The organism is Pectobacterium wasabiae CFBP 3304, from assembly GCF_001742185.1.
Classification (GTDB): Bacteria; Pseudomonadota; Gammaproteobacteria; order Enterobacterales; family Enterobacteriaceae; genus Pectobacterium; species Pectobacterium wasabiae.
Genome location: NZ_CP015750.1, coordinates 26,571 through 50,584, shown reverse-complemented (window position 1 = coordinate 50,584; position 24,014 = coordinate 26,571). Strand labels below are relative to the sequence as shown.

Sequence of the window (24,014 nt, the reverse complement as noted above, 5' to 3'; positions counted from 1 at the left end):
ACATCAACTTGCTTGTGTGGGTACAATTGCGGGTATACTTCAGTATGGTAAATCCTTGTACCCTCAATAATGCATTTATTGAAGGAAAAGCATTATGGCACTCACGGACATCAAGGTACGTTCAGCAAAACCGGAAGAGAAGCCTTATAAACTTACTGATGGAAACGGTATGTTTCTTTTGGTCCATACCAATGGGTCTAAATATTGGCGCTTACGCTATCGTTCGGATGGCAAAGAAAAGACGTTGGCGCTAGGTGTCTACCCTGAGGTTTCCCTTTCTGAAGCGCGTCAGAAACGAGATGAAGCGCGAAAACTGATTTCTGCTGGCGTTGATCCTAACGAGCACAAAAAAGCAGCCAAAACTCAGCAACAAGATGATGAGCAAACCTTCGAGGTTGTGGCCCGAGCTTGGCATGCCGACAACAAGAAATGGTCGGAATCTCATGCCGAACGTATCCTGAAAAGCCTGAGCGACAATATTTTCCCCGCCATCGGTGGCACTCATATCGCAAATCTGAAAACACGCGACTTGCTGACACCAATTAAAAGCGTTGAACGTTCAGGACGTTTAGAAGTGGCTAAGCGTCTAAAACAACGTGTGACCGCCATCATGACCTATGCCGTACAAAACGGCCTGATTGATTATAATCCGGCGCAGGATATGGCAGGGGCAATTATGCCTGGCAAAGTTGAACATCGTCCTGCGTTAGCGCTTGAACGCTTGCCTGAACTTCTTGGCCGTATAGATGGCTATAAAGGTCGTGAGTTTACCAAGTGGGTTATTAATCTCTCCCTACTGATTTTCATTCGTTCCAGCGAACTACGTTTTGCCCGTTGGCCGGAAATCGACTTTGAACGCGCGTTGTGGACGATTCCCCCTGAACGTGAACCAATCCCCGGAGTGAAATTCTCTGAACGCGGTTCAAAAATGCACACACCACATCTTGTTCCGCTGAGCCGTCAGGCACTGGAGATCCTTAAAAAGATCAGAGAGGTGAGCGGGCATTGTGAACTGGTTTTCATTGGCGACCATTCGTCACGAAAACCCGTTAGTGAAGGTACGGTAAACAAAGCGCTGCAAACGATGGGCTACGACACCAAAACGGAAGTGTGTGGTCACGGCTTTCGTACCATGGCCTGTAGTTCACTGATTGAGTCGGGGTTGTGGTCTAGGGATGCGGTAGAGCGGCAGATGAGCCATCAGGAGCGAAATGGTGTCCGGGCAGCGTATATCCATAAGGCGGAGCATCTGGATGAGCGTAAGCTGATGCTGCAATGGTGGGCAGATTTTCTCGATGCGAATCGGGAGAGAGCGGTGAGTCCGTTTGATTTTGGGAAGTTGACGGCGGGTTAGTGTTTAGTGAATGGGCAGTCCGTACTGCGGTTTATGCATACGGATAATAAACTGTTCTAGAAAAGTATATTTACATCGAGAATGCCATCGAACTTTTAATTCGATGGCAGTTCAGCAAATTACATTACAGCTCCATTCATTCTTTTGGCTGTCAGTGTCTTTTGATCATTATTGTCTGAAAGCATTGGTTCTCAGCAACTGGCAGTTATTTTTCAACTCACACCAAGCGCCTTATATACCGCATCTACAGGATCTGCGTAAAAACTTACCTGAAACTTAGTAAACAATTCTGTCGGCACGGTCGGAATATCCATTGCAGAAGCCATGGGGAGCAGCACGCGTTTAGCCCCACTGTCGAATGCCACCTGTAGGCATACAGCCAAATCCTGTACTGGATTAATCACGCCACCTAATGTCATATTGCCCAGCACGACCATCTGCTCTTGAACTGGTTTTGCAAGTAAAACTGAGCAGAAGGCAATCAATGCTGCCAGACTGGTTGTTATACTGGGGCCTGTGCTATGCAATTCCACGACATGTAGATGGTATTCATGTTCAGAGAATTTGGCCGCAGCGCTGATGCGGCTCAGGTTGCCTTTGAAGTAGTCAAATCCCACACGGATTGCTTCTTTCGCTGACGTGTTTGAACCCAGTCCCGATACCGCATGTTTTCCGTTACCGGCTGTCATCTGTGTTTCGAACCGGTAAAGTCCTGTCATGCCTAAATCTGCCTGTGTGACCAGATGCACGACACCTGGCTTTGACATGCCTGCTGGGATCAACTCGCTGCCACCTTGTTCTGGCACACTGACGAAAAACTCTTCCAGACTTTCGTTATCGATATAACTGAAATTTACATCAAAAAACTCAAGGCCGCCGAGCTTCTTGAGCTGTTCTTTCACACGTCGACGGACTTCCAATGCATAGGTTAGGCACACGCGCACATCTTCTTTGTCGTAAGCACCGTCTGGGTGCATTAGCTTCAACAGACCGGAGACAGTGCGGCGTACGGCAATAACGTCACGTTGATTGAGGTTATTTCCCAGCTTGAAGAACTTATCAATTGCATCGGAGAAACTACGTTTACGCATTTCGCGCATGTATTCAGCGAGATAATCAGTGATCAAACCATAGCGGTTAGTGAAAAATTCCGGACGCATTTTAGGAATTTCCCAACCGGGAATATAGGCATGGAAACGATCGAAAAATGCAGTATCAATCATCGCATCTGGGAACGGTGCAAGCAGGTGGCTGGTTTTCACAAGCGTATCCACGCTCTGATTGATGTTACCAACAAACACCATGGAGGCTTTACCTTCAATGGAGTCGCGACCACGAGAGAACGAACCTGACGCCATGTAGTCTTTCATTATTTGCACGCCGTCTTTGTCTTTGAAGGTAATCCCTGCCACTTCATCGAACGCGACTACGTCCCACATCCCCACCAATCCAACCTGGCGGCTGGCCATGTTGTAAAACAGGTTTGCCACAGTAGTCTGCCCACCAGAAACTAGCAGCGAGTTAGGAGAGCACTCTTTATAAACATGGCTTTTACCGGTACCACGTGGCCCAAGCTCGCAGACGTTATAGTTGTTTTCCACAAAGGGAATCATGCGAGTAATCAGATGCCACTTGGTACGCTGTTCAATATTCGCGGGTTCCATCCCTACAGAACGCAACAACACATCAATCCACTGGTCACGATCAAACTGCTTACGTGCCTCAAACACCTCATCCATGTCCATGTTTGGCATCTGGATTGGCTTCAGTGTGAACAGTGAAAAAGGTGACGTTTTTTGCCCTTCCTCATAAAAGTAGTTCACGGTGATCATGCACCAGATACCACCTGTCAGCAGTTTCTCGTTATCTTTCACCATCTGCGACGGTACCAAGGCATCTTTAATGCCGAGGTTAGAGAGCTGGGCTTCGTAAACGTCTTTCTTCTGGTTTAACTTTACCGTGACCTTATCGATAATTTTGTAAGAGCCACGTTCACGAATCAGCGATTTTACTTTTTCCGCTTCATCCGGGCGGACGTAGTTATCAGAAAGAATGCGCTTAACCGACTGTAGTCCCTGCTCGACAACCTCATCGTCATCGGATGCACAGTACATACCGAGCAAATATTCCAGAACATAGACCGGAACATTGGCCCCTTCTTTAAGTTGCTTCGTCAGGTCTTTACGCACCACGCGACCGCGAAAGTGCTGATTCAACAATGAATCCAGGTCTTGAGCCAACGCAGAGGCCATCTCCATGTTATTAGCCGAGTTGTCCTGCTGTTGCATAACGCCTCACTTAAAAGAAGTCATCCTGGAATGCCAGGTCGATCGTGATCGGGTAGCGACCATACTCTGTAGCGCTGTCTGCATTCTCCAAGATCAGAACATATTTGTTTTTACGATGGAACGCCGTACCCATGAGTTTCATGGTTACATCGCGGGTACGTTTACCCATATCTTCGTTATCACTGTCGAAGCAAACTGTTTCCATTCCGGAGACGACCTGGTTGTTTTCATCCACAATAAAGATATTCAGCGTACGCGGCTCATTTAATTCATTCACTGCCAAAGTCTGAATAAAGCCGACTTTATCAATACTGTTAACCAACTTTATTACCTGATCCCGCGCAACGATGGACACGGGTTGTCGCTGTGGTTGCTTCTCAGCCGCTTTCTTCTCAAGCGCGCGAATCTTCAAAACGGGGACACACACTTCCTGTAGCATGGCTCCACCATGAACGAACCGAGCACCACCTGCGAAGTGGAAACGTTGTATACCTTTTGGCAACAGAAATTCACTCTCATCGCTTGCACCTGCGGTATCTGCCAGTTTGCCATGCCAGCAAAATTCACTTTCAGGCAACTGGTGACCAACAATGTAGCGTTTCTTCGCTTCGATTGTATTTGCGGCTTTACTGTCCAGCTTCGTTTTATCCTGCTCCACCAGCGCTTGTTGCTGGAACAAGAACCCATGATCGGCGGTAACAAAAATTCGGCTGGCATTAAATCGGCTACGCAGACGTGAGACCAGATCTTTTAGCTCAGTGATTGCACTTCGGCAGGCCTCAAATGTTTTATCTTCCGTTGAAGCCTTATCTCCCATGGCATCAATAGTGTCGTGCCAGATATACACTACGGAGGCATTACGGATTTGATCGTTCACCTCCTGATTGTTGGCGTTCTGTAAGTCCTTCGCTTTCAGCGCCACACCATTCACCTTAGCCAGAATAGCGGCTCTTTTTTCAAACCCGGAAGTGGACATCCCGTCAGCATAAACCACACCAGAGTTATCAGGCAGATAGCTTAGCGACTCGTGGGGTAACAGTGCAGCCATTCCCAACTGGGTATAACTCGGGAGCACCCCAGTCTGGGAGCGAAGTTCAGCACTAAAGTGCTTTTCATGATTGATGTGTCTGCCCAGTTCTTCCGCCACCTCGTAGCGCAACGCATCCGAGATCACGACAAAAATGCGTTTTACCTGAGAGGTGTCAAACTGACGTTTAACGTTATCTTTATAGAAATTACGTTGCAGCGGAATACCGCTAAACTGCCATGCCTGTATACGGCTTTCTGCTTCAAGCAGTTTGTTCCAACAGCGACTCAACTCAGACAGATACCAATTGCTGTACAACTCTTCGATGAACTTATCCAGCTCATGTAGGATCATCGCCCCTTTGCTGTGCACCGGTGTGGCATATTCATTGAATAAACGATAGGTCTGATCAAAGCGATAAATTTCGTCGCAGTAGGCTTTCCAGAACGTGCCAGTATCAGGAAAATTAAAGCCGTCGGTGTAGAGGTTACGCAAATTCAGCAAACGCTCAGCCTGGCGGATGGCATTCCAGATAGCGAGATACTCTGGACGGGTTTGGCTCCAGTATTTCGCACTTCGTTCAGACACCAGCGCTTTAAACGCATCTCTGTCCAGAGTGGTGCTCTCTTCCTGCAGCTGTGTCACCAGACCACGGATAATCAGTTGCTCAATAGACTCGAACGTTTCACATTTTGCCAGTGTGTAAGGTGAACTGTAGTTGTAGTGCTCTTTTGGCTGTAGTGTCTGCTGTAAATCTTCTGCACAGTAATCGTATTCTGCTTTATAGCGACGATCGTTACGCCACGCCCCCATAAAGGCCAGTGAAGACGCTCGACCAGCAGCTGTAGCCAGTACATTTTTACTCAACCAGTCGCGATGAGCTTCATCTCCCTGTGCCCAGAGATCGGTACAGAACAGTTTCAGCAGCATGTTATCTAGTGAAGAAGATTCAGACTGGTACCCTAGCTCAAGGCGAAGAATCTCCCAGAGGACCTCATCCAGGCCAAGTTTCTTCAGTACGGCGAAGGTGTTCTCCAGTGCGCTATCATCATGCTGCCGTGCCGCGATAAACTGCTGAATCAGAGCAAACAAAATTTCTTTGGTTTCAAAGGTACTGGCCCCGACCACCACTGCCAGCATTTTCTTATCGAGTGAGCTTTCTGTTTCCCGTTCGGTGACCCACCCTTTTAGAATCTGAGTGCGTTTGACGGTAAAGAAGGCTTTGCGAAGCTGAATATGTTCGCGTAAACCTAGCTGCGGGATACCCAGCGAATTCAGGGTGATCGCCGCATAATCAGCGTGGAATTCGGTGCTATAGAGGCGGATGTCGAGCAACCAGTCCTGCTCACGGGCAGGAACCTCGCTAATGAAATAGAGTAAAAATTTCTGCACTGGCTCGTCGATTTCGATTCGTTTTTTTGTCGCGAACACAGAAACGCCGCGCATATCCAGCAGCGTAACATTGTCGAGATCCAGCTCATGGAGCGAATCGGTGAAGCGTTGTTCCGGGTCGTGCCAGAAGACGATACGGTGATGTAAGAACTTGTCAGTAAGTCCAGCAACTAATTCTTTATTTTGCAATTTATAATCCCATTCTCACCCAAATCGGGGATAAATCATCAGGAATCGGAAGTGTACTAAATAGGTCTTTTTGGCGCTGTTCCCTGCCACGCTGCCCCAATAAACTCGTTAGGAGCGGATCAACAAACTTTTCAAAGAATAATTTGCCGTGAATGCAGATAGTCAACTGTTCAGATAGAGAAAGACTTTCGACCTGCGCCTTGCGCTGCAGTATTTCTTGGGCAAGGTTTTCTGGATTAATTAAAGTCCCCCAGGAGCGCAAAATTCGCTCAACCTCTGCATCTTGTCGTACAGTATCAACATCAAGCAAGGCAGAATTAAAGCCTGCTGCACGAAGTCTTTCCCAAAGTGGATTAACGACATACCAGATTGCTGCATGATTGAACCAACGGTGTACTTCCTGCTCAAATTTTCTGGTGAAGGCGGCCTCACCGCCTGCAATTCGCATCTGATGTTTTGGCCGTAATGCCTGCCAAATTTCAGAAGGATTAACCAGATAGCTCTCAATACAAAACCTGGGTAGAAACATAAGGCGAGGATGTTCTTGCTCTAACTGCGTAATCTTATCTTCAGACCATTCATCGCGATCAATAAGGCCATACCAGGTATTTTCTAATGCCAGAATATCCAGGACATTCTGTTTTTTATTAGCTTTAACCAATACCCATTGCTGTTCCCAACTAGCATTGTATTTGGTCAACAATTGCTGAAATGCTGCAACGTCGTCCGCCCCTTCCAGTATCAGGACTCGTTTATTAGGAAATGCAGCAAGATCACGATCTTTGATATCTTGAATTACTTTATCAATCTTTGCCATGGTGTACTTCCTTGAGTCGACTCAAATCTATCCTGATTCCTAGGTTCTCGTACCTTTCCCAGACATCAGTAGCGTGGGAAGTCAAAATGAGTTGGCCACGCTTTTTCTGGATAATGTTTTCCAGTGTTGCAAGCAGAGGCGAAACTAAAGAAGGATGGAGATGTAGATCCGGTTCGTCGATTAATACAATCCCCCCCTTCTTTAGCCATCGCTGTACCGTAAATAACATAATCATTACTTGGTGTTCGCCAGAACTTAAGTCATCAAAAAAATGCCTGTGCCCATTTTCCAGCACAACCTCCTGCCTTCCGCCGACGGGAATCTCCGATTCTATCTTTTTACCGGAAAGGAACTGATTCAGTGTATCGATCATTTGAGGGTAATCGTCTGGTTGAGTCGCCTTCATATTAAACAATGAGGCTTCAAACTGTCCCTTCCAGTCTTCAGTTACAGCATACGTTGCAAGCCAGCGCTGATTTAAATCATCCTGCACCAGTGATGAAATATTGCGTTTAGGAGTAACCCAGCGACGCTCCTCCGCATCCAGATAAATGATGTTCGGAATGGATAAATTCATACCAGAACTCAGCATCCCCAGAACTACCTGGGCACGCGTGATTCGTAATAACTTGAGATAGTCTTGCAGGGATTCATTTGAGTATGCACTTTGGGTGAAAAAGGCGTGTTTTTTCCTGTCTGAATGTGTTTCACCAACCCAGTAAACCCCTGGACTGGATTTGATGATTCTTTCAAGAGCACGTTCATCCCCATAGAACAACCCAAAACTAGCCGGAGAAAAATGTGAACATTCTAGTCCATCTATGACGACAGCAAAGGTGTCCCAGCGCTGGAGCCATTTTTTAGCATTGTGGGTAGCGGGTAACGGTTTTTCACGATCCAGCCAAAATCCCAGGGCATCCCAAAGCATGGCAATTCCACGAAGCAGCGTCGATTTACCGCAGCCGTTCGGGCCGGTGAGGAGTACGTTGTTCTCAACATCTCCCGTCCAGTCGTTTTTGAAGCTAATTTTCGCATTGCCCAACGGGCCAACACTCTGCGTATAAATCGCCGCTATTTTCATCAAATCTCCTCAGGTGCGCTACCGGTAATGGCTTTCACATCTGCCAGCAGGTCGCCAAATTTGCCGTAGTTAACCTTAACGCCGTCATCCAGATCAATAGTGATACGTCTATCAGCATAGTGCCGTAAACTGTCGTCAAAGCCACGCAGCTCGTTGAATTTTTTGGTCAACCCATTTAGCTCTTTTTTCAGACGAGTGTTGGCAGCGCCGGATTCAGCATTCTTAAGCTGATCATTAATCAGATCGATATTGCCTTGGTAGCGCGCCAGCAGCGGAACCACGTATTCTGTACGCATACGCGACAGCGTGCCTTCATTATAACGGTGCAGATACACTAGGCACTCAAACGCTTTCTCTTTACCGGAGCTGAACAGCCAGTAAATCGGACGTTTCTTGTACATCTTCATATGATCTTTCCAGAACTGGGTGGAAAGATAGCGACGAATTGTATCTAGCGAAGACTCGCCTTTTTTCGGTTTTATTGCGTACAAACAGAGAGTTTCGGCGATGAAATCGAGGTTTTGCTGTAGGTGTTCATCTCCCCAGATGGTGCGTACAAACTCTTTAACGCGAGAGGCAACATCATCATCGAACCAGTCGTAATCCATGAGCGGCAGGATACCGTCTTCATCAGCTGGGAAGGTTTTATAAGCATCTTCGGCGACTAGTTCTGCAAAACCTTTGTTTCCTTCGTGAGCGTAGACCAAACCTTCGCGATCGAGAGAGTAGCGGCCCATTTGGCAACCGATGATGTAACTTAAAATATCTTCTACTAACTCCGTCAAATACCTATTATATTTATCCTCATCATTTGAAGCATTTTTATATCTATACAGCGGATTGCAAAATAGGGTGATGTTATCTTTTGATACGCTATCAATTAATGATTTTTTCAATCCAACCTTTTCAATAAAAATATCATTAATATCATTTTCGATGGAGAGAAGAAGTTCAACCACCTTAGCATCCGACAATATTTTTTCATTGAAAATAAGTCTTAATCTTGCACTTTTATTATTTTCAGTAAGCGATAAAGATTTAAAATCCCATGATATCTCTTTAGAATCCCAGTCATGCCTTGATATATCAATGGCTTTTCTTACCAGTTCGGTTATTTGTACTTCATACGTAGGGAAAGGTATTGAGGACAATTCCCCACTGGTAAAACTCAATGTAGGGGCAAGTATTGATAGATAGTGATTTGCAACCGGAGTACACATCAGCCCCGCAGCATATAGAAGCTCATTTTTATCGTTAGAAAACCCACAGCGCCCCGTATCATCGAAGACAAACCCTTCAGGTCGATATCTGACACAAAAATTCCCTTGACTTATTTTTGACCATGTTACGCCCTCCCTAAAATAATATTCATCATTCCTCACAGCTGAACGGACTTTGCCGTTTTCAAACCTATAATTCCTGATATGATGACCATCATTTAACCAGTTAACAACTAACTCATTAATACCATACCACTTTCGATATTCGCCACCGCTGCTACAAGGAACCCATTTATCTATGGCAGTTACAGTGTGCTGCATTGATTTGTTTTTTTTAATTGTAGTTTTATTTAATGAAACCTCGAACCAATAACGCTGAAAAATAGTATTATCCCCGGTGGACATACCAGCTTTTAAGGCTATTGCGTCCCCAAGTTTCTTGTGAAGAAGAAAAGACCCCAGAGTTTCCTTGTCTATCCAGTATGCGATTGGCGAACCGGGGATTTGTTTAAAATCGTCTTGTAATATATTGTTAAAACGTTTTTTCTTTTCAAGAAACTCTGTTTTTTTTTGCTCTTCACTACCATCAATCAAACGTAAAAATACAGGCTGATAAGATTTTGTATGGTTGTTATTAATTACCCACGCAGTCGTCTGAACCACTTCTCCCGAGATTTGCCCAAATGCCCGGGCCCCTAAATGTGCCATCGTAATAAAGGTTTTATTATCCAGCAACCACCCACGAAGCGCTTCATGGCTCGACAGGAACATCCACGACTGCATATTCACTTGCGCATTAAAACCGTTCTCTTTGAGCAAAGAAAACGCATGCTGCATAAACATCGCAAACAAATCCGATTTACTGTCCGGGAATTGTTTCTTAGCGAACTCTTTCAGTTCACTGTTCATTCCTTTCCCACCCATATACGGCGGGTTCGCCACTACCGCGTCATAGCGCTGCGCCAAAATCCACGCCTGCTGGATATAGGGGATCAGCTCTGCCGCAGCTTCTTTCTGCTGAATATCCCCTTCAACTTCTAGGCGATATAACCCATCAAGAAACGCTTTCAGAGCCTCTTCATCTTCATGTGGAACCTGAATCAGCGATCCCAATGTTTTTGCGCTGGTAAACAATGCCAGCGTGCGCATCAGCAGCTTATATTCCACGCTGCCGGTATTGGCCAGTGCAGTCCCTTCAGCAAACATATCCCCCATGCTGCCGCGCTGCACTTGCTGGTGGAAATTCAGCTTGGTCCAGAGTTCAGCGACATCCAGCTTACTTTCCTGCAGGGAAACAATATTCAGGCGAACGCCACGGCCTGGACTCAAAATGCGGCGATCATCCTGGCGGGCCAGCATCAGCATCGCAAAACCGGAGAGCTGTGCGGCACGGTCATCGATGTCCAGGCCGAAAATATTGTTTTCCAGAATCAGCTGCGGGATATCCCGTGTACGGTAGCCACGCTCTTCGTAAATGGCCTTCAGCACGTTATAGGCTTCAGTCAGTATATGGCCTGAACCGCAGGCCGGGTCCAACACCTTAATACTTTCAGGCTCAATGCTCGATGGTGTGATAGCAGCCAGCTGCACCTGTACTTCTGGTGTTTGCTCCGCTGGCTCAATGTAATACGGCATTTTGCCTTTCAGACTGGAGTCCGGGTAGGTTTGAAGCCACTGGCTACCCACTGAGTTCTGCACCAGGTACTGCACAATCCAATTTGGCGTAAACAGCTGAGTGGCGGCTGGAATATCTTCGCTCTTCACCACCTTGCCGATCACATCGTCTTTTTTCTCTGAGATGTAGAACTGATACAGCCAGCCGATAACTTCGACCTGTTCCCAGTCCTCTTCAGGGATGGTGTCCACCAGCCCGCGCAGAATGGAGTCGGTACGAGTCAGGTTATCCGGCAGAACCAGTTCGATATCATCATTGACTGCTTCGAACAGGAAAGGCATCGCGCCGTGCAGCGTATGGCACTGTGCAAGCAATAGTTCACGGTACAGCTCTTCGTCACGATCGCCCGCTAGCTTCATCTCCACCGGGCGCGCTTTGTCCAGCCCCAGAGCTTCAGCCACTTCCGGCACATGATCCAGAACCTCAAAACCACCTTCCAGCGTCGGGTGAGACAGCATACGGAAACCGTGATCTAGATAGCCATGCAGCTCCATATAGCGAATAGCGCAGAAGCGGTTAAACCAGGTGTAAGCAATGTGCTCCACCAGCACGTCGTAGCCCTGCTTTTCTGCACGCTTGACCAGACGTTCACGGCGTGACGTCAGTGACTTATCCAGCGAGAACTGACCATAACGAACGCTGTCGCCAAGATCGGTTGCTTGCGCAATTTGCAGGTTGCCTTTTTTATCGGCCTCAATACCCAGCGTGGTCAGTTTTTGCATGACCGCATCGCGGAACTGTTTACGTGCCACCGGGGCGTATTTTTTGATGTTTGACGTATTCATGTGAAGTCCTGAAAAGGGCAGACAGCATCTGCCCTGAAAATGAGGAAATTACTGAAGCTGTACGCGTTCGCCTGCGTTAATAGCATCCATTAGCGTTTTACGGAGTTGTTCCAGCGCCTTGTCTACCTGTTCGGCGTTATCCAGCGTTGTCACACCCGCAGCTCGTTCCATCGTTTTACGCGTGTTCACGTAGATGGTCTTTTTCAGCTTGGGTTCAGGCTTAACTACTGGGTCGATAACCCCTGGCTGAGGGGCGGGTTTTGGTTCAGGCACTTTCTTACGCTGTTCTTCAACCCAGCCGTTCAGTTGTTCGTTTGCTTTGAATTGTAGCGCCCGAACCTCGGCTTGCTCTTCCATAATCTGTGGGATCAGACCGTTTTGCTCCACTTTCTTACGCGATTGCTGCATCGGGTGTAAAAGCGAGTGCTGTAAGTCAGCAGGGACATGCATCTCCAGCATGCTTTGCTTCAGTTCATTGATATGACCATCGATCTGCAGCAGCGCATGGCTTCGGTATTCTTCCACCAGACGCTGGTTGATGGTTTCAACGGTTTCAATCAGCGGGATAATCCGGTGCAGCTCTCCGTAAGGTCGTGCCTTACTGTAGATCCCTTCCAACTCCTGTAACGCCTTTTGGGCCGTTTCGTCTTTATCCAGCGTGTTACGGTTAGCTTTAAAACTGCCATTCAATGCCACACTCAAGCGCTGCCAGGTGGCGTATTGGTTTTTGTAGAAGCTGACCAAATCGTCCCAGTCTTCCGAGAAATCTTTAAGAGCGTCAACCGCTGCGGTGATTTTTTCAATCACCGCGTATTCTTCTTTCTCGTTGAGGATCCCGTTCAGCAATACCAGGCCTTCTTCTATCTCTTTACGGCCAGGGTTTTGTCCACTCTCTGCACGAGTTTTAAAAACGGTCAGTTCGCTCTTCCGGCGGCCTAAGAGTTCGCGAATATGAGAGACCAACAACTGTTCTTCACGCTCGTTAAACGGTTCTCCAGCAATCTCAGCCATCAGCAGCGCAGCTTTAGTCAACTGTGCTTCATCATGGCGACGAACTTTGTGCAGACGCAAATCGCTGTAACGACGTGAATTATTAAACGCGTCCCATGCCTGCTTCAGTGCGATTTCGCTGCCTTGCAGTGTGAAGCTGTATTTACCGCTGCGTGCCAGCCTAGCCACCAGCAATTTGACTTCATCTTCCGGCCAGCCAAATGGGCGACGGCCAAAAGTGGTAAGGATATCCCGCAGGTAAACTGGCTTATGAGTCTCAATACTCATACTTATCCAGTTATCCACTTCACGCATTGCCTCTGGGTTGGACTCTTCCATTTCTCCGAGGTCGAGCTGGGTATCATTTTCTACTGTCAACAGCGCGTGAGTTTCACGATTTACGTCTCCGGTACTTAGACGCAACAATTTTAGTTTGGAGAAACTGTTCTCGATAACGTAACCGCAGGCTGCATCCACGATAGCTAACGGCGAAGAGGATTTCTTATCCAGCCGTTCACCCAGCGCCCAGACATCAGCCTGAGCCAGCAAGCCTTCGATCTGCGCCTTCAGCGTTTTTTCGCGCATGCCATTTTCACGGCCTTTTTCCGCCAACAGCGTTGCCTGTTCCGGGCGCTGGCCGCTTTGCTTGCTGAGGAAGGCTTTGGTCTGCACGTACATGGTCAGGTCTTGCCAGGTACGAGCCTCATCAGGCAGGCAAATTAAGATGCAGCCTTTACTGTCCGTCATCAGCAGACTATTGGAATGCACACCCTTATAGCTCTCGTAGTTCGAGTCCAGTGGCGTGAGCACTTTAACCACCAGATCGTTAAGATTCGCACCATCCAGCGGATGCCCGTTACAGAAGCGACTGATATCAAAATCCTGCTTATTGGCCGGATAGCGATATCTTTTATTCTTCAGGATCTCTTCGAAAATAATGGTCGAGAGCTGCTTATTGATGGTGGTGAATTCAACATCAATATTGCGGATTTCGTTTTCAATCTCTTTTTCTTCGTTAGTGAGGAAAACGAATTTGTCATCAATACGCGAGATCAGCATCTCTGCCTGCAGGCGATTGAGGCTGGCTTCAATCTGTCGACGGAGTTCCACTTTGTCAGTATCAATGCGCTCAATAGAGAGCGTGACGAGATTATCGAGCGTACTTTTCAGCACATCGACGTAGCGGATCAGAAACAGCGTTTTCAAAAGTTTACCGTCAAATTCGGTCAGTGACGGAGACTGGCAGGCCTGAATGATAGTGCGGCTAACTGCAGGTTCCAGGAAGCTTTCAATTGCAGAGTAGAAGCGCCAGAACGGTACGAGGCTATCTAGGCCATCGGCAGAAATCTGGACTGCGGCAGACTGGAAGGCATCCAGCAAAGAACGCTCCCCCATTGCCAACTGCTTACCTGCTGCCCCTTTGGTACGGATTGATTCAAAGACCTTTTGCAGGATCTGGTAATGCCACGGCACAAACGGATAGTTATCCACGAATTCGCGGCTGTTGGTGTAGGCACGCAGGGTAGCAGTTGTTGTCGTGTCGAACGCCAGCTGGTTACGCAGAATGTCGCCTTTTTCCTGCCAGACAGCTTCCAGCGCTGGTATTGCAGCATCAGTTTTCACCAGCAAACGTTTCTGGATAACTTCTGAGGTATTCGAACTGGAGAGCTGTAAGCGAGTTGAGAAACGCCCCTGAATCTTCGAGAAGTCCTGACCGTCGCGACTACTCATTCCGCCAATGGCAGCATTAATGTCGGCCTGGGAGGTCACAATCACCCATGCGCGGCCACCGCAAATAACGCCCAGGTTTTCGGTGATGGTTTGCAGCTTCAGCATCATCTGGGCATCTTTGCCAATGAACTGACCAACTTCATCGACCATAAACAGGATGTTGCGATTGCCCTGACTATCCAGCCACTCTTTCACCCACGTACAGAAATTTTTGATATCCAGTGGGAAGTTCTTATCAAGTTGCTCGATCCACTGGCGAGAAGACTCTTCACTCTGGCCTGTAGCTACACTCAGCGCCTGAGCCATCTGATCGTTTATCATCAGATAAACATCACGTTCGTCTTCCCAGCGAGACCCGCTAATGTCCGCGAAGGCGGCCTTAAAAGTATCAAACTGTCCACGCTTATCAAGCTCACGTTCCAGGTGTGCAATATGTGGGAAGTCGCCACAATAACCAGCCAGTTCGTTAAAGACTTTCAGAAATACTTTTAGGATGGCATCAACGCCATCTTCAACATTCGCACGTGAGTCAATATTGAATAGTACGACATCAGTCGGATGCTGAACCGATTTCCGAATATCGGCCAATAACAGTGCATCATTAATTTTCTCTTCAAAGAAGGAGAGCGCATTACGCGTGACGCCATTGTGGCTAACTTCGCGGTTCGCCAGCAGATAGGAAAGGATCTTAATGAAGTGTGATTTACCGGACCCAAAGAAGCCTGAAACCCAGACGCCCATTTTGTCGGCAAGCTGTAATCTGCCTGGTCCAGTAGCTGGGGCATATACTTCAAAGAACTGACGCAAGTGACCAGCGAGCTCCCGAGTGATGACATACTCATCCAGTTCTATCCAGGCGCTTTCGTCGTCGGTCTGCTCGGCTTTAACCACGCCGTTAATATTACGTTTTAGCGGTTTCTCAAAAATTTGTTCAATATTCATTGCTGTCGTCTTTTAACGTGGAGTCAAAGTTGCCGCAGGTCCGGTTTCAGGTACCAGTCTGAAGGCGCGGTAATAGTTACGGGAGTTAATGCCAGCGAGTGGTGAAAGATCATATCCGCTGTAGGTGCCTGGATAGAACATCAGCAGTGGTGTAAACCCCATCACGTCCTGAAGTGCGCTCATAAGCTCATGACCACGAACCAACGGCCAGGCGTTACCGAGGCCCGTCAGAATGACAAATTGCTGCGCCGGAAGATCGACCGTGCGCGCAATATATTCCGCGATTTTTTTCTGGCTCAGCGGTGCTGCCAGATGCTTTTTCAGTGTCTCAAGGCCAAGCTCAGGCTCTCGCTGGCAGATACGGTCAAAGAGCTTACGTTCTTCCAGCATATCGATGATGACCTGGAAGATATTTAGCGTTTTATAGGTGTAATTTTTATCCAGCTTTTTGAATAAAAAATGTAGGTATTCGCGGACCTGAAGTTCTTGCTTTGCCGGATAGTCAAAGATCCAGAAGCCAATCTCATTGCCGGAGCCTTGGTTTTTCAAAAAACGGTCGTCGCCGATACGTTCTTCTAACTGTTTTAATCGATATTCAAGGGTCGGGTCATTCATGCGTTACCCTCTAGAATAGGGAGCAGTTCGGCTTTGTTTAAACGATGCAAGGCTGTTGCAACATCTGGTAGAAGAAAAACGTTTTGTAAATTGCGGCGGCGTGGGGTATCCAGGTAACCAGCTTCTGCCAGTGCCTTAATCAGATTGTTACCCATCTTTTGGATAGATGAATCAGAGAAAGCAGCCAGCTCCGGGTGCAATCGGAGATTCTCATTCACAAACTCACCCCAGCAATTTATACCAAGCTTTTCTTTAAACTGCTGACGAGCCGGATTTACGGCACCAGCAACAAACTCCGCAACAACTGGAGACTGGATCATCAACGCAACCAACAGCATTTGCAGACGCTCGCTTTCACTGCCACCAGCAATCAGTTGCCAGCACTCCCGATCCAGGGTCATTAATCGCAGCCTTAAGGTTCGGGCATAACGATTTGCGGTACTGGTGGAGGACGCCTGAAGAATATTTTCATTGATTATTTGCTGTTGCCAGGTCGTTTCATCTGGTTCAGAAAGCAACAGTTCAGCAATGGTTCGGCTCTCTCGGACCATCAACGAACCGCCCAGCAGATCGCCAATCCAGCGTTTGTCATTTTTTATCATAGCGTTTGTCATCAAAAATCCGGAATGCTGCTCGCAAAAATCAAGTAATGATTGTAATCGGCATGAGGGATAGATGCCATGACTATGGTCAGCACAACTCTGTGATTTATTAATGAGAATAACTTGAGGGTCGCGATCCGAGAGTTGAATTGTGGTGTCTTTGTTTTCACTCATTTAGATATCGGCTGAGTAATGCAGTTTAGACGCTTTTAAAAACCTGTCCCCGATGCCATTCCACAAACCGCTCAAGCGGGTAATACTCCCGTTTTTTAGGCAGAAACAGCTGCTTTCCTTCAAAGTCCCAGAAGAGTCGTTCGACGATCTTGCTGCCATTCACGCCTTCGGAAGGCCATCAGTTTCATGCTGTCATCAATACCGATAACGCCAATATCAAATGCAGAATGATGTACCGAGCATAAGGCAAGCCCGTTGGTCACGGTGCAAGGGCCACCGTATTGCTTCCATTTGATGTGTGCCGCTTCGAGGCCGACAGGCGTTGTATCGTGGCGTAAATCATAGCCGCAGACCGCACAGCGGTATTGATACGCACGTAGTACCGTTTGACGGAAATGAGGATCGCGATACTTGCGTACATCGTCTAGCGATAGTTCCAGACGGTTGGCAATGACTTCCTGAACACTTTCAGGAAAATGCTCGCTTAAAATCTGCTGAGCCAGTTTATCGATAAGTTGAGGTTGCTTGCATAATAGTTGATAGCTGATTTCATCAAATCCCCCCATGACACCGTGCTGAATCAGCTCACGATTTGGCGGCTCTTTACTTCCTTTCTGCGGTGAACAATGTTCGTCGTTCTGCAACTGCCAAAAACCATCTCCCTTTAGCCGCCAGAATGGCATTTCAGGATAATGAGTGCGCCGTTGTTGCCCAAAGCTGTTCAAAAGTGCCAAGAGCTGTGGACGGATTTCGTCGCCATAGTGAAACAGGCGTGGGTGTCCTTGCTGATAAGCCGATAGGATATAAAGCAGCAGCAACGGCTTATGAGGCGCACGTTGATCGCCTTTACGCCATATAGACATATTGGAAATTGCTGTTTGAAGTTCCTGAACAGATGGCATACGCAATATAAACAGAAAGGGAATATATTGCGATAATGCTCGAAAAATCAGATAGATTCAAGCGTCCTGCAGATCTTGGGAACTTGTGTCATGCCACCTTATCGACGTAGATAACCCTGTGATGTTCGGCGTCAGCGATACGTTGCATATGTGAGATTCTGGCGATGAGTAAAAAGGTGAGCAGATCCTTTATGCCATATTTTCTGTAGATATTGTTTTTCATGTTGTTGGCGGTTTTATGGGTTATCGTCATTTTTTTTGCGATATCTTTAATTGATATTCCGTCCAGCCAATAGCCGAAAAATATTTTCTCATTCGGTGATAACGATATCGTCTTGCCTTTTATTTCTCTGAACGATGACAGGGCAGAGAGCACTTTTTTAATCGTGCTTATCGGCGCGTGTTTCGATAACAGCAATACCTTTTTAGCCACCATCACGGGTGTATGTTTACGGTTATTTAGAATAATAATGAATGCCCGTTGATGGTCGGTAATGATGTGCGTCAGTAGCGTCATGTCGATACCGTGTTCAATATCAACAACAGTGATGGGTACATTACCGCCATCCTTATTTCCCAGACAGGTAAACGCCGCCGTGGTGAAAGGGCAGCTGCTGAATATTTCAATGCTCATGGTGATAGTGGTTCAGTGGAAAAATAGCAAAGTGATATCTCTGACGACGAATCATCCCTGTAACAGCTTTAATACGTTTCCCGACTGCTGATTGGCTTGCGACAAGACGGCCATCGATGCCTGCTGTAGGATCTGGGCTTTTGTCATCGCGGAAACCTCAAGGGCATAATCCGCATCCAATATGCGAGAGCGGGCGGCAGCGGTGGCAATTTTCTCCTGTGACAGCACGGTAGTGAGGGATTCGAAGCGGTTCATCTGGCTGCCGTATTCACTGCGGTAACCGTCCAGTTTTTTCAGCGCATTATCGAACGTGGCTAATGCCGCTCTGGCCTGTTCAGGTGTACCCAGCGTCACAGAGGAAAGCCCCAGCGATTGGCTGTCCGCTGGCGTTGGGTTGAGGGTGACCGTTTGCAATGCATCACCGAAACTCGCTCCGACGACAAACGTCGTTTCTTTGCTGATCGGCACTGAGGGCGGCAGTGGCGGTGCAGGCTCTGTCGGTGTGGGAAGTTCATCCCAGCTTGCACTGCTATTAAATACGCCGCTGCCAACTACAATGATAATCAGATCTTCCGTCACCTCATCTATGTGAATTTTTTCCAGTCGGTTTGCTGCCCCCACATTTCCATCGTTAAATCCCCCGGTGTTGGCATCTTCAAAACGGTCACCATCGCCACTGTAGGTGATGGTCATACCACTGATAAGTGGTCTGCGCCCCTGTATTGATATTGTATTCCCCGGCTTGCAGCAGCGAATCTGCCGAGTAGGTGGCTCCAGGTAAAAAGCCGTTATCTTGCGTAATCACGGCGGTATTCATGGTGGTTTCATCAGTTACGCCATTTGCTGACCAGACGATATCGGCGTCAGCACCTTCAGCAGGCGTACCAGCCAGATGCCTGCCATCTCGCGCAAAGAGCTGGATATCGTCATCGGCGCTTAATGAGTCGATAGTGATGGTAATATTTTTTGCGCCAGCAGGAATGTAAGCCAGCGAAATTACCCCAGAGGGAAATTGATGATTGATATTGGGGACGGGAAACTTTTCAGCCAATGGCAAGGTTTCCCCTAATTTGGCAGGCTGAGGGCCTGGTTCAGCAGGAGCCAACGGATAGCGACCAAAGATTTGTGTCGAGGAAGCGATACGGTCGATTTCTTCCCTAATCTGCTGATATTCACCGTTCAGGCTGGCCCGATCCGTATCGGACAGCGTGCCGTTTGCCGCCTGCACCGCGAGCTGCCTGCCGTGTTGTATCAGGTTATTGATGGCATTTAGCCCGCTCTCGGCCGTTTGCATCAGGCTGAGACCATCTTTCATGCCGTTAGTGATGACGCTGTTGGCATTCAGATTGGCGGTCATCCGGTTGGCAATGGCCTGACCGGCGGCATCATCCTTTGCGCCATTGATGCGCAGACCCGATGAAAGCCGCTCAATCGCCTGGCTTAATCGAGTCGCCGATTTATCCTGTTGATTCCGTATCGTTAAATGAAGAGAGGTAATCGGAGTCATTGCACACCAGTCCTGATTTGGCAAAAATAACGAATGGTTTTTATCTACTGATTATTGATTTACCGGATAACAGGCAATAGTTAACCTTTCCCGATAGTGGAAATAAAAACAGATAAAACATTACGTTATGGTTATTCTCGGCAATAGCTTATCGACGGTAGCGATCAAAAGATAATCGTTTTGATAGATCGATGCGATCGTATCGATCGGCGTTACCGATCAAAAGCGCTCTGAATCAGTGTTCACGTAACAGTATGAAAATTAAGCAGGTCGGTAGTCTGCCCAGTAACCAAAGCAGGCAAAGAAAACGTATTCGTCAATCATTGCCCGACGTGCTGGCTGAGTGCGTAGGCGGGTGTTAATCCACATCTGAATCTGTCTGTCGGTTTTATCAGCCAGTGATGTCCATTCACGATAAGACAGGCTGTTAAGCAGCTCTGACCAGCACAGTAATGTTAACGTTTCCTGAATGCCGGGTTCATTTTCCCGATCAAATAGCCTCTGAAGGCTGTCACCCAATTCATCCAGATGTAGTCGGTCACATTCGCTGATCAGAATACCGCCCAGCATCGAATACCGTCGAAGGTAGCGGCTGGTTTCCACTGGCAGAATGGCTCTGCTGGCAGCCTCAATGCGCGATACTCTTGATTTCTGCATTAGTTTCGCGGGAACAATCAGATGCGCCTTACGCTGGTCTGGCAGAGAAACTGCCGTCAGGTTTAGTCGATGGAAGATATGAATTTTTCGCGTACTGATTCCTTGATGAATGGCGTGCGCTGCACTGTCGTCAAGATGGCTTTGGTACTTATCCAGCAACGTGGATAGTGTCGTGTGACGTGTCATTTGGAAAAGTCTCCAGCATGCTGAATAACAGACAGACGATATTCTCCGGAGGATCGGACGGCTGCTTGTTATTCAGGGAATAATTAATTAAGAGGGGTGAACTGAAAGGTGTCGTTTCTGGCTGGAATGATGGGATACGAGCAGCGGCCCTGCATTAACTATTCCGATGACCTTCTTCTTCAGGTACATAGCCATTATCTTCAACGACTACACTGTAGATACCGTCTTTACACGCCGGGCAGAGTTTCTTTCCTGTATAGCGGTTTTGGCACAACACGCAATACCAGGTGTTCGGTTCAGGAGGAACGTAGCTGGCACGGACCTTCTCCCGCAGTTTTTTAATCCTCTCTTCTTCTTTCTCTTCGGGGTCCCGGTAGGCACATGCCTTCAGTTTTCTTGAATCTATACTGAACCGATCATGCTCAAACCAGGCTTCTTGATATTGAGAGCCGTTATGCAGAGTTAATGTACAACCACAGGATGTACACGTCCAGTGACCCTGGGGCAGGCGACTAGCCTCAGTTGCATTAACAAAACGATTTTTGGCGTTGTTAGCCAGATAGCATTTTAGAAAGCTCATAAATTGATTCCATTTCTGACGATAACGAGCTTAGTGGAAGCGATTGTCCCAATGCTGTTGGCAGGAAAATGAGTCGTGTTTAGAACGTGTGGCTACTGGCGAGACTGATCGATACGTTGCTGTAACCAGGTTTCGACTTCACTTTGTAGCCAGCGGGAGCTGCGACCCAGCTTAATCGGCTTCGGAAACTCACCCAGTTGAATCAGCTTGTAAAACCATTTGTCGGTTAATCCGGTCAACTGGGTGATGAAGGTCATATCGACGAACTGGTCGTTAAGAAGGCGGTAATCGGTAGTGGCGCTCATCGTTTTTTCTCCTCAAGTGAATGGAGAAGGAGCCGGGAAATAGAAATTGGCGAACTCCTTCAAACGATGTACGCGTGGCGTAATTATTTATTACTGAGTGACAATTAACACAAACACCTTGGCCGACCTCTACGAGCAGGCTTGGGTATTTCACTGACATGATAAATAACCCGTTCTTTTTTCTGGTCCTGTTTACTCAGATAACTCAAGATATATAGCATTCTGTCTCTTCCTTCATCGTCGTCATAGGATGTCACCCATTCCCCTTTTACCCTGTAATGTTCCTTGGGTTCACATCGGTGTGCATAACCATCCCCCTCTGTCACATTCGCCCAAATATCCCTAATGTCTTCAAATATGCTCCAAACTTTACGATGCTTCTGACCATTGAGATAAAACGCGGCATGGATATGAAAACTATGCTCTTCGGTATATTCCAGTACCCAGGCATAGCCGACGAGTCCCTTTAACGAATGACACTGTTGTAATAACAGCGTGATATCACAAACGGTAGAGTGAGTATCTGCGTAATGATGGGAGTCACTCTTTTTAAGATATGAGAAGTCGACTCGTAACATAAGTAATTTTGAATAACGGTCAAAGAGTCGATTGAAGTGGTTTCGTAAATTTCTACGTAGTCTCCGATGGTGGACGTATCTGGCGTTGGTATTAGTGATAATTTTATTGTATCCCATTAATTAATTCCTGAATGAGTGTCTTTCATGGGATGCGTTACTGGAATAAAATTTGAAATCTATTAGGGGGAGGTAACAGGAACAAAACACCCTAGTTTTTCGTGCTGAATTACAGGTATAGATATAGGTTGTAAGTGGTATTTATTTACAGATATTTTCTTATTATAAAATATTAGTATTTACCTTAATTGTTTTTTTTCGAAAAGATTCGAATTAAATATAAACCCCCGTATCCAATCAGAAAGATGGGTAAATATCCTACTGGTATAGGGGTTGGCAGCTAAATAGCTTTGCATCATCGCTCTACACTTATGGGAGGGGGCCCTGTCAGTTTTTGGCTTCGTGCAATAGGAAGTAGAGCATCAATGTGAGACATTATTTAGATAACTCGAGTCGATACTATTGCGTGCCCATGTCGGAGTCCTTGATATTTGAACCAGCGTGACAATGCTTGCCAATCGGCCTCTTTGCAGCCATCGGTTGAAAAAATAATGTTAAAAAATCATGGAAAATCAGCGGATAATAAATGGATGAATCATGGTTTTATGGTGTAACATTGTGAATACTATCACGTATAAATCACGTCGTGATTGTTTCTTTTCTGTTAAATTTGGAGCTACAGATATGGCCTATAATTCTGGTTCAGGCAGAGATGCTATAAGCGGGAAAAGTATCATTCAGACTCTGATAGGAAAATGCAGTGACAGGGAGGCGATATATTATCTCCATTTCCTGCAACAAGATTATGAAACAACTGCTTATGTTTCTGGCTTCAGTTATCAAGATATGAAATCGGTAAGGTCACGCATTGAACACGCCATTTTCAGATTTAAAAATCAGGATGGGGATATTAAGAGAACTCACGATGATATGATTAATGGTTATCATGATTTTGCTATACATGAAAACGATTTTTTATGGCTGAAGGATAGCCGCAGAGCCTGTATTTGGATATTATTGAAGATCCTTTTTCTTTCCCATTAAATAAATCGATTCTGATGGATGGGGCTTTTCTAAATATTCATTATGGTTCACTTTATTACTCTATTATAGCCTACTTTGATAAATCCATAGGAAGCTTTGATAAAAAAGACACTCTTCTACAGTTTCTTGAAAAATGTAAAGAAGAATGGAATGAAAATAAAAATAACAACATCCTCCTTTGGTTAAATAAAATTAAAAACCAAGATGATATTCAGTACCTGCTCCGTCATCTGAAAAAAACGGCCATTGGTAGGATTAGGGAAAGTAAATCCATTAGACATACTGATGTGTTTTTTGAATTCATGCATAATAACATTAATAATGAGATGGATATATTAATGGCTTTTTTTGATTATTATTTTGATTCTGCTCTGGAAGTTGACAGCGTCAAAAGAAAAATGACCAGCTCTTTATCATCTTGGCGGAATAGAGAAGAAAAAAAAGAAGAATTCATCGATGTGCACTTTGATATAAAAAAGGAGAACATCCCTAAGCTTGATAAAATAAGAAGAAAATTCAATCTTTCCAGCAAAAAGGAAGTAGTTAATTTTCTTATCGAGCGTTTCTATGATCAGAATGATTGATCCTTCTGTTTAATAAAATCTGAAATATATATCACATTAGTGAACAAGGTTATTTCTGACCGATGTCAGAGATGAAAATAACGCTAATAGTTATATTT

General features: G+C 46.4%; 16 protein-coding genes and 2 pseudogenes. 3 read left to right on the top strand and 15 right to left on the bottom strand.

What is annotated here, in order from left to right:
- Positions 1-94: 94 nt before the first annotated feature.
- Positions 95-1,354 carry a tyrosine-type recombinase/integrase gene (locus A7983_RS00260; RefSeq protein ID WP_005974419.1) on the top strand — a complete coding sequence of 420 codons (1,260 nt, stop codon included), beginning with the start codon at positions 95-97 and terminating at the stop codon, positions 1,352-1,354.
- Positions 1,355-1,566: 212 nt separating this feature from the next.
- Here A7983_RS00260 and brxL read toward each other — a convergent pair whose 3' ends face one another.
- The 15 genes and pseudogenes from brxL to A7983_RS00185 form a co-directional block, all read right to left on the bottom strand.
- The gene (gene brxL / locus A7983_RS00255) at positions 1,567-3,642 is read right to left on the bottom strand and encodes a protease Lon-related BREX system protein BrxL (RefSeq protein ID WP_005974421.1); all 2,076 of its coding nucleotides are present in this window, start codon (positions 3,640-3,642) and stop codon (positions 1,567-1,569) included.
- 10 nt (positions 3,643-3,652) lie between these two features.
- On the bottom strand, positions 3,653-6,250 hold the full coding sequence (gene pglZ, locus A7983_RS00250) for a BREX-1 system phosphatase PglZ type A (protein ID WP_005974423.1): 2,598 nt from the start codon (positions 6,248-6,250) through the stop codon (positions 3,653-3,655).
- Between the two features lies 1 nt (position 6,251).
- A complete protein-coding gene (locus A7983_RS00245) occupies positions 6,252-7,067 on the bottom strand; it encodes a DUF4435 domain-containing protein (RefSeq protein ID WP_005974425.1) in 816 nt (271 codons plus the stop codon).
- A complete protein-coding gene (locus A7983_RS00240; protein WP_005974428.1) occupies positions 7,054-8,148 on the bottom strand; it encodes an AAA family ATPase in 1,095 nt (364 codons plus the stop codon). Before A7983_RS00240 ends, A7983_RS00245 begins: the two co-directional genes overlap by 14 nt.
- Entirely contained in the window at positions 8,148-11,828 is a 3,681-nt protein-coding gene (gene pglX, locus A7983_RS00235; protein ID WP_005974431.1) for a BREX-1 system adenine-specific DNA-methyltransferase PglX, read from the bottom strand. The genes A7983_RS00240 and pglX overlap by 1 nt, the downstream gene beginning before the upstream one ends.
- 48 nt (positions 11,829-11,876) lie before the next feature.
- Positions 11,877-15,491: a BREX system P-loop protein BrxC gene (brxC, locus tag A7983_RS00230; RefSeq protein WP_005974434.1), complete on the bottom strand. Its 3,615-nt coding sequence runs from the start codon at positions 15,489-15,491 to the stop codon at positions 11,877-11,879.
- 12 nt (positions 15,492-15,503) lie between these two features.
- A complete protein-coding gene (locus A7983_RS00225) occupies positions 15,504-16,106 on the bottom strand; it encodes a DUF1788 domain-containing protein (protein WP_005974436.1) in 603 nt (200 codons plus the stop codon).
- Positions 16,103-16,720, bottom strand: a complete 618-nt coding sequence (locus tag A7983_RS00220; RefSeq protein WP_005974438.1) for a DUF1819 family protein — start codon at positions 16,718-16,720, stop codon at positions 16,103-16,105. Before A7983_RS00220 ends, A7983_RS00225 begins: the two co-directional genes overlap by 4 nt.
- A 187-nt stretch (positions 16,721-16,907) precedes the next feature.
- Positions 16,908-17,784: pseudogene (locus tag A7983_RS00215) on the bottom strand (phosphorothioated DNA-binding restriction endonuclease).
- Between the two features lie 88 nt (positions 17,785-17,872).
- Entirely contained in the window at positions 17,873-18,418 is a 546-nt protein-coding gene (locus A7983_RS00210; protein ID WP_005974442.1) for a helix-turn-helix transcriptional regulator, read from the bottom strand.
- Between the two features lie 51 nt (positions 18,419-18,469).
- Positions 18,470-19,925, bottom strand: a pseudogene (locus A7983_RS00205) (flagellin N-terminal helical domain-containing protein).
- A gap of 261 nt (positions 19,926-20,186) precedes the next feature.
- Positions 20,187-20,768 carry a hypothetical protein gene (locus A7983_RS00200; protein ID WP_005974450.1) on the bottom strand — a complete coding sequence of 194 codons (582 nt, stop codon included), beginning with the start codon at positions 20,766-20,768 and terminating at the stop codon, positions 20,187-20,189.
- Between the two features lie 154 nt (positions 20,769-20,922).
- Positions 20,923-21,348: a putative zinc ribbon protein gene (locus A7983_RS00195; protein WP_005974453.1), complete on the bottom strand. Its 426-nt coding sequence runs from the start codon at positions 21,346-21,348 to the stop codon at positions 20,923-20,925.
- A gap of 92 nt (positions 21,349-21,440) precedes the next feature.
- On the bottom strand, positions 21,441-21,653 hold the full coding sequence (locus A7983_RS00190) for a helix-turn-helix transcriptional regulator (RefSeq protein WP_005974456.1): 213 nt from the start codon (positions 21,651-21,653) through the stop codon (positions 21,441-21,443).
- Positions 21,654-21,757: 104 nt separating this feature from the next.
- Positions 21,758-22,348, bottom strand: coding sequence for a YagK/YfjJ domain-containing protein (locus tag A7983_RS00185; RefSeq protein WP_005974458.1), 591 nt, complete (start codon positions 22,346-22,348; stop codon positions 21,758-21,760).
- A 558-nt stretch (positions 22,349-22,906) separates the two neighbouring features.
- On the opposite strand from A7983_RS00185, the gene A7983_RS00180 reads away from it, so the two are divergent.
- Positions 22,907-23,332 (top strand): hypothetical protein, encoded by a 426-nt coding sequence (locus A7983_RS00180; protein ID WP_152413560.1) that lies wholly within the window; start codon positions 22,907-22,909, stop codon positions 23,330-23,332.
- The gene (locus A7983_RS00175; protein WP_005974464.1) at positions 23,296-23,916 is read left to right on the top strand and encodes a hypothetical protein; all 621 of its coding nucleotides are present in this window, start codon (positions 23,296-23,298) and stop codon (positions 23,914-23,916) included. The genes A7983_RS00180 and A7983_RS00175 overlap by 37 nt, the downstream gene beginning before the upstream one ends.
- Positions 23,917-24,014: the final 98 nt, after the last annotated feature.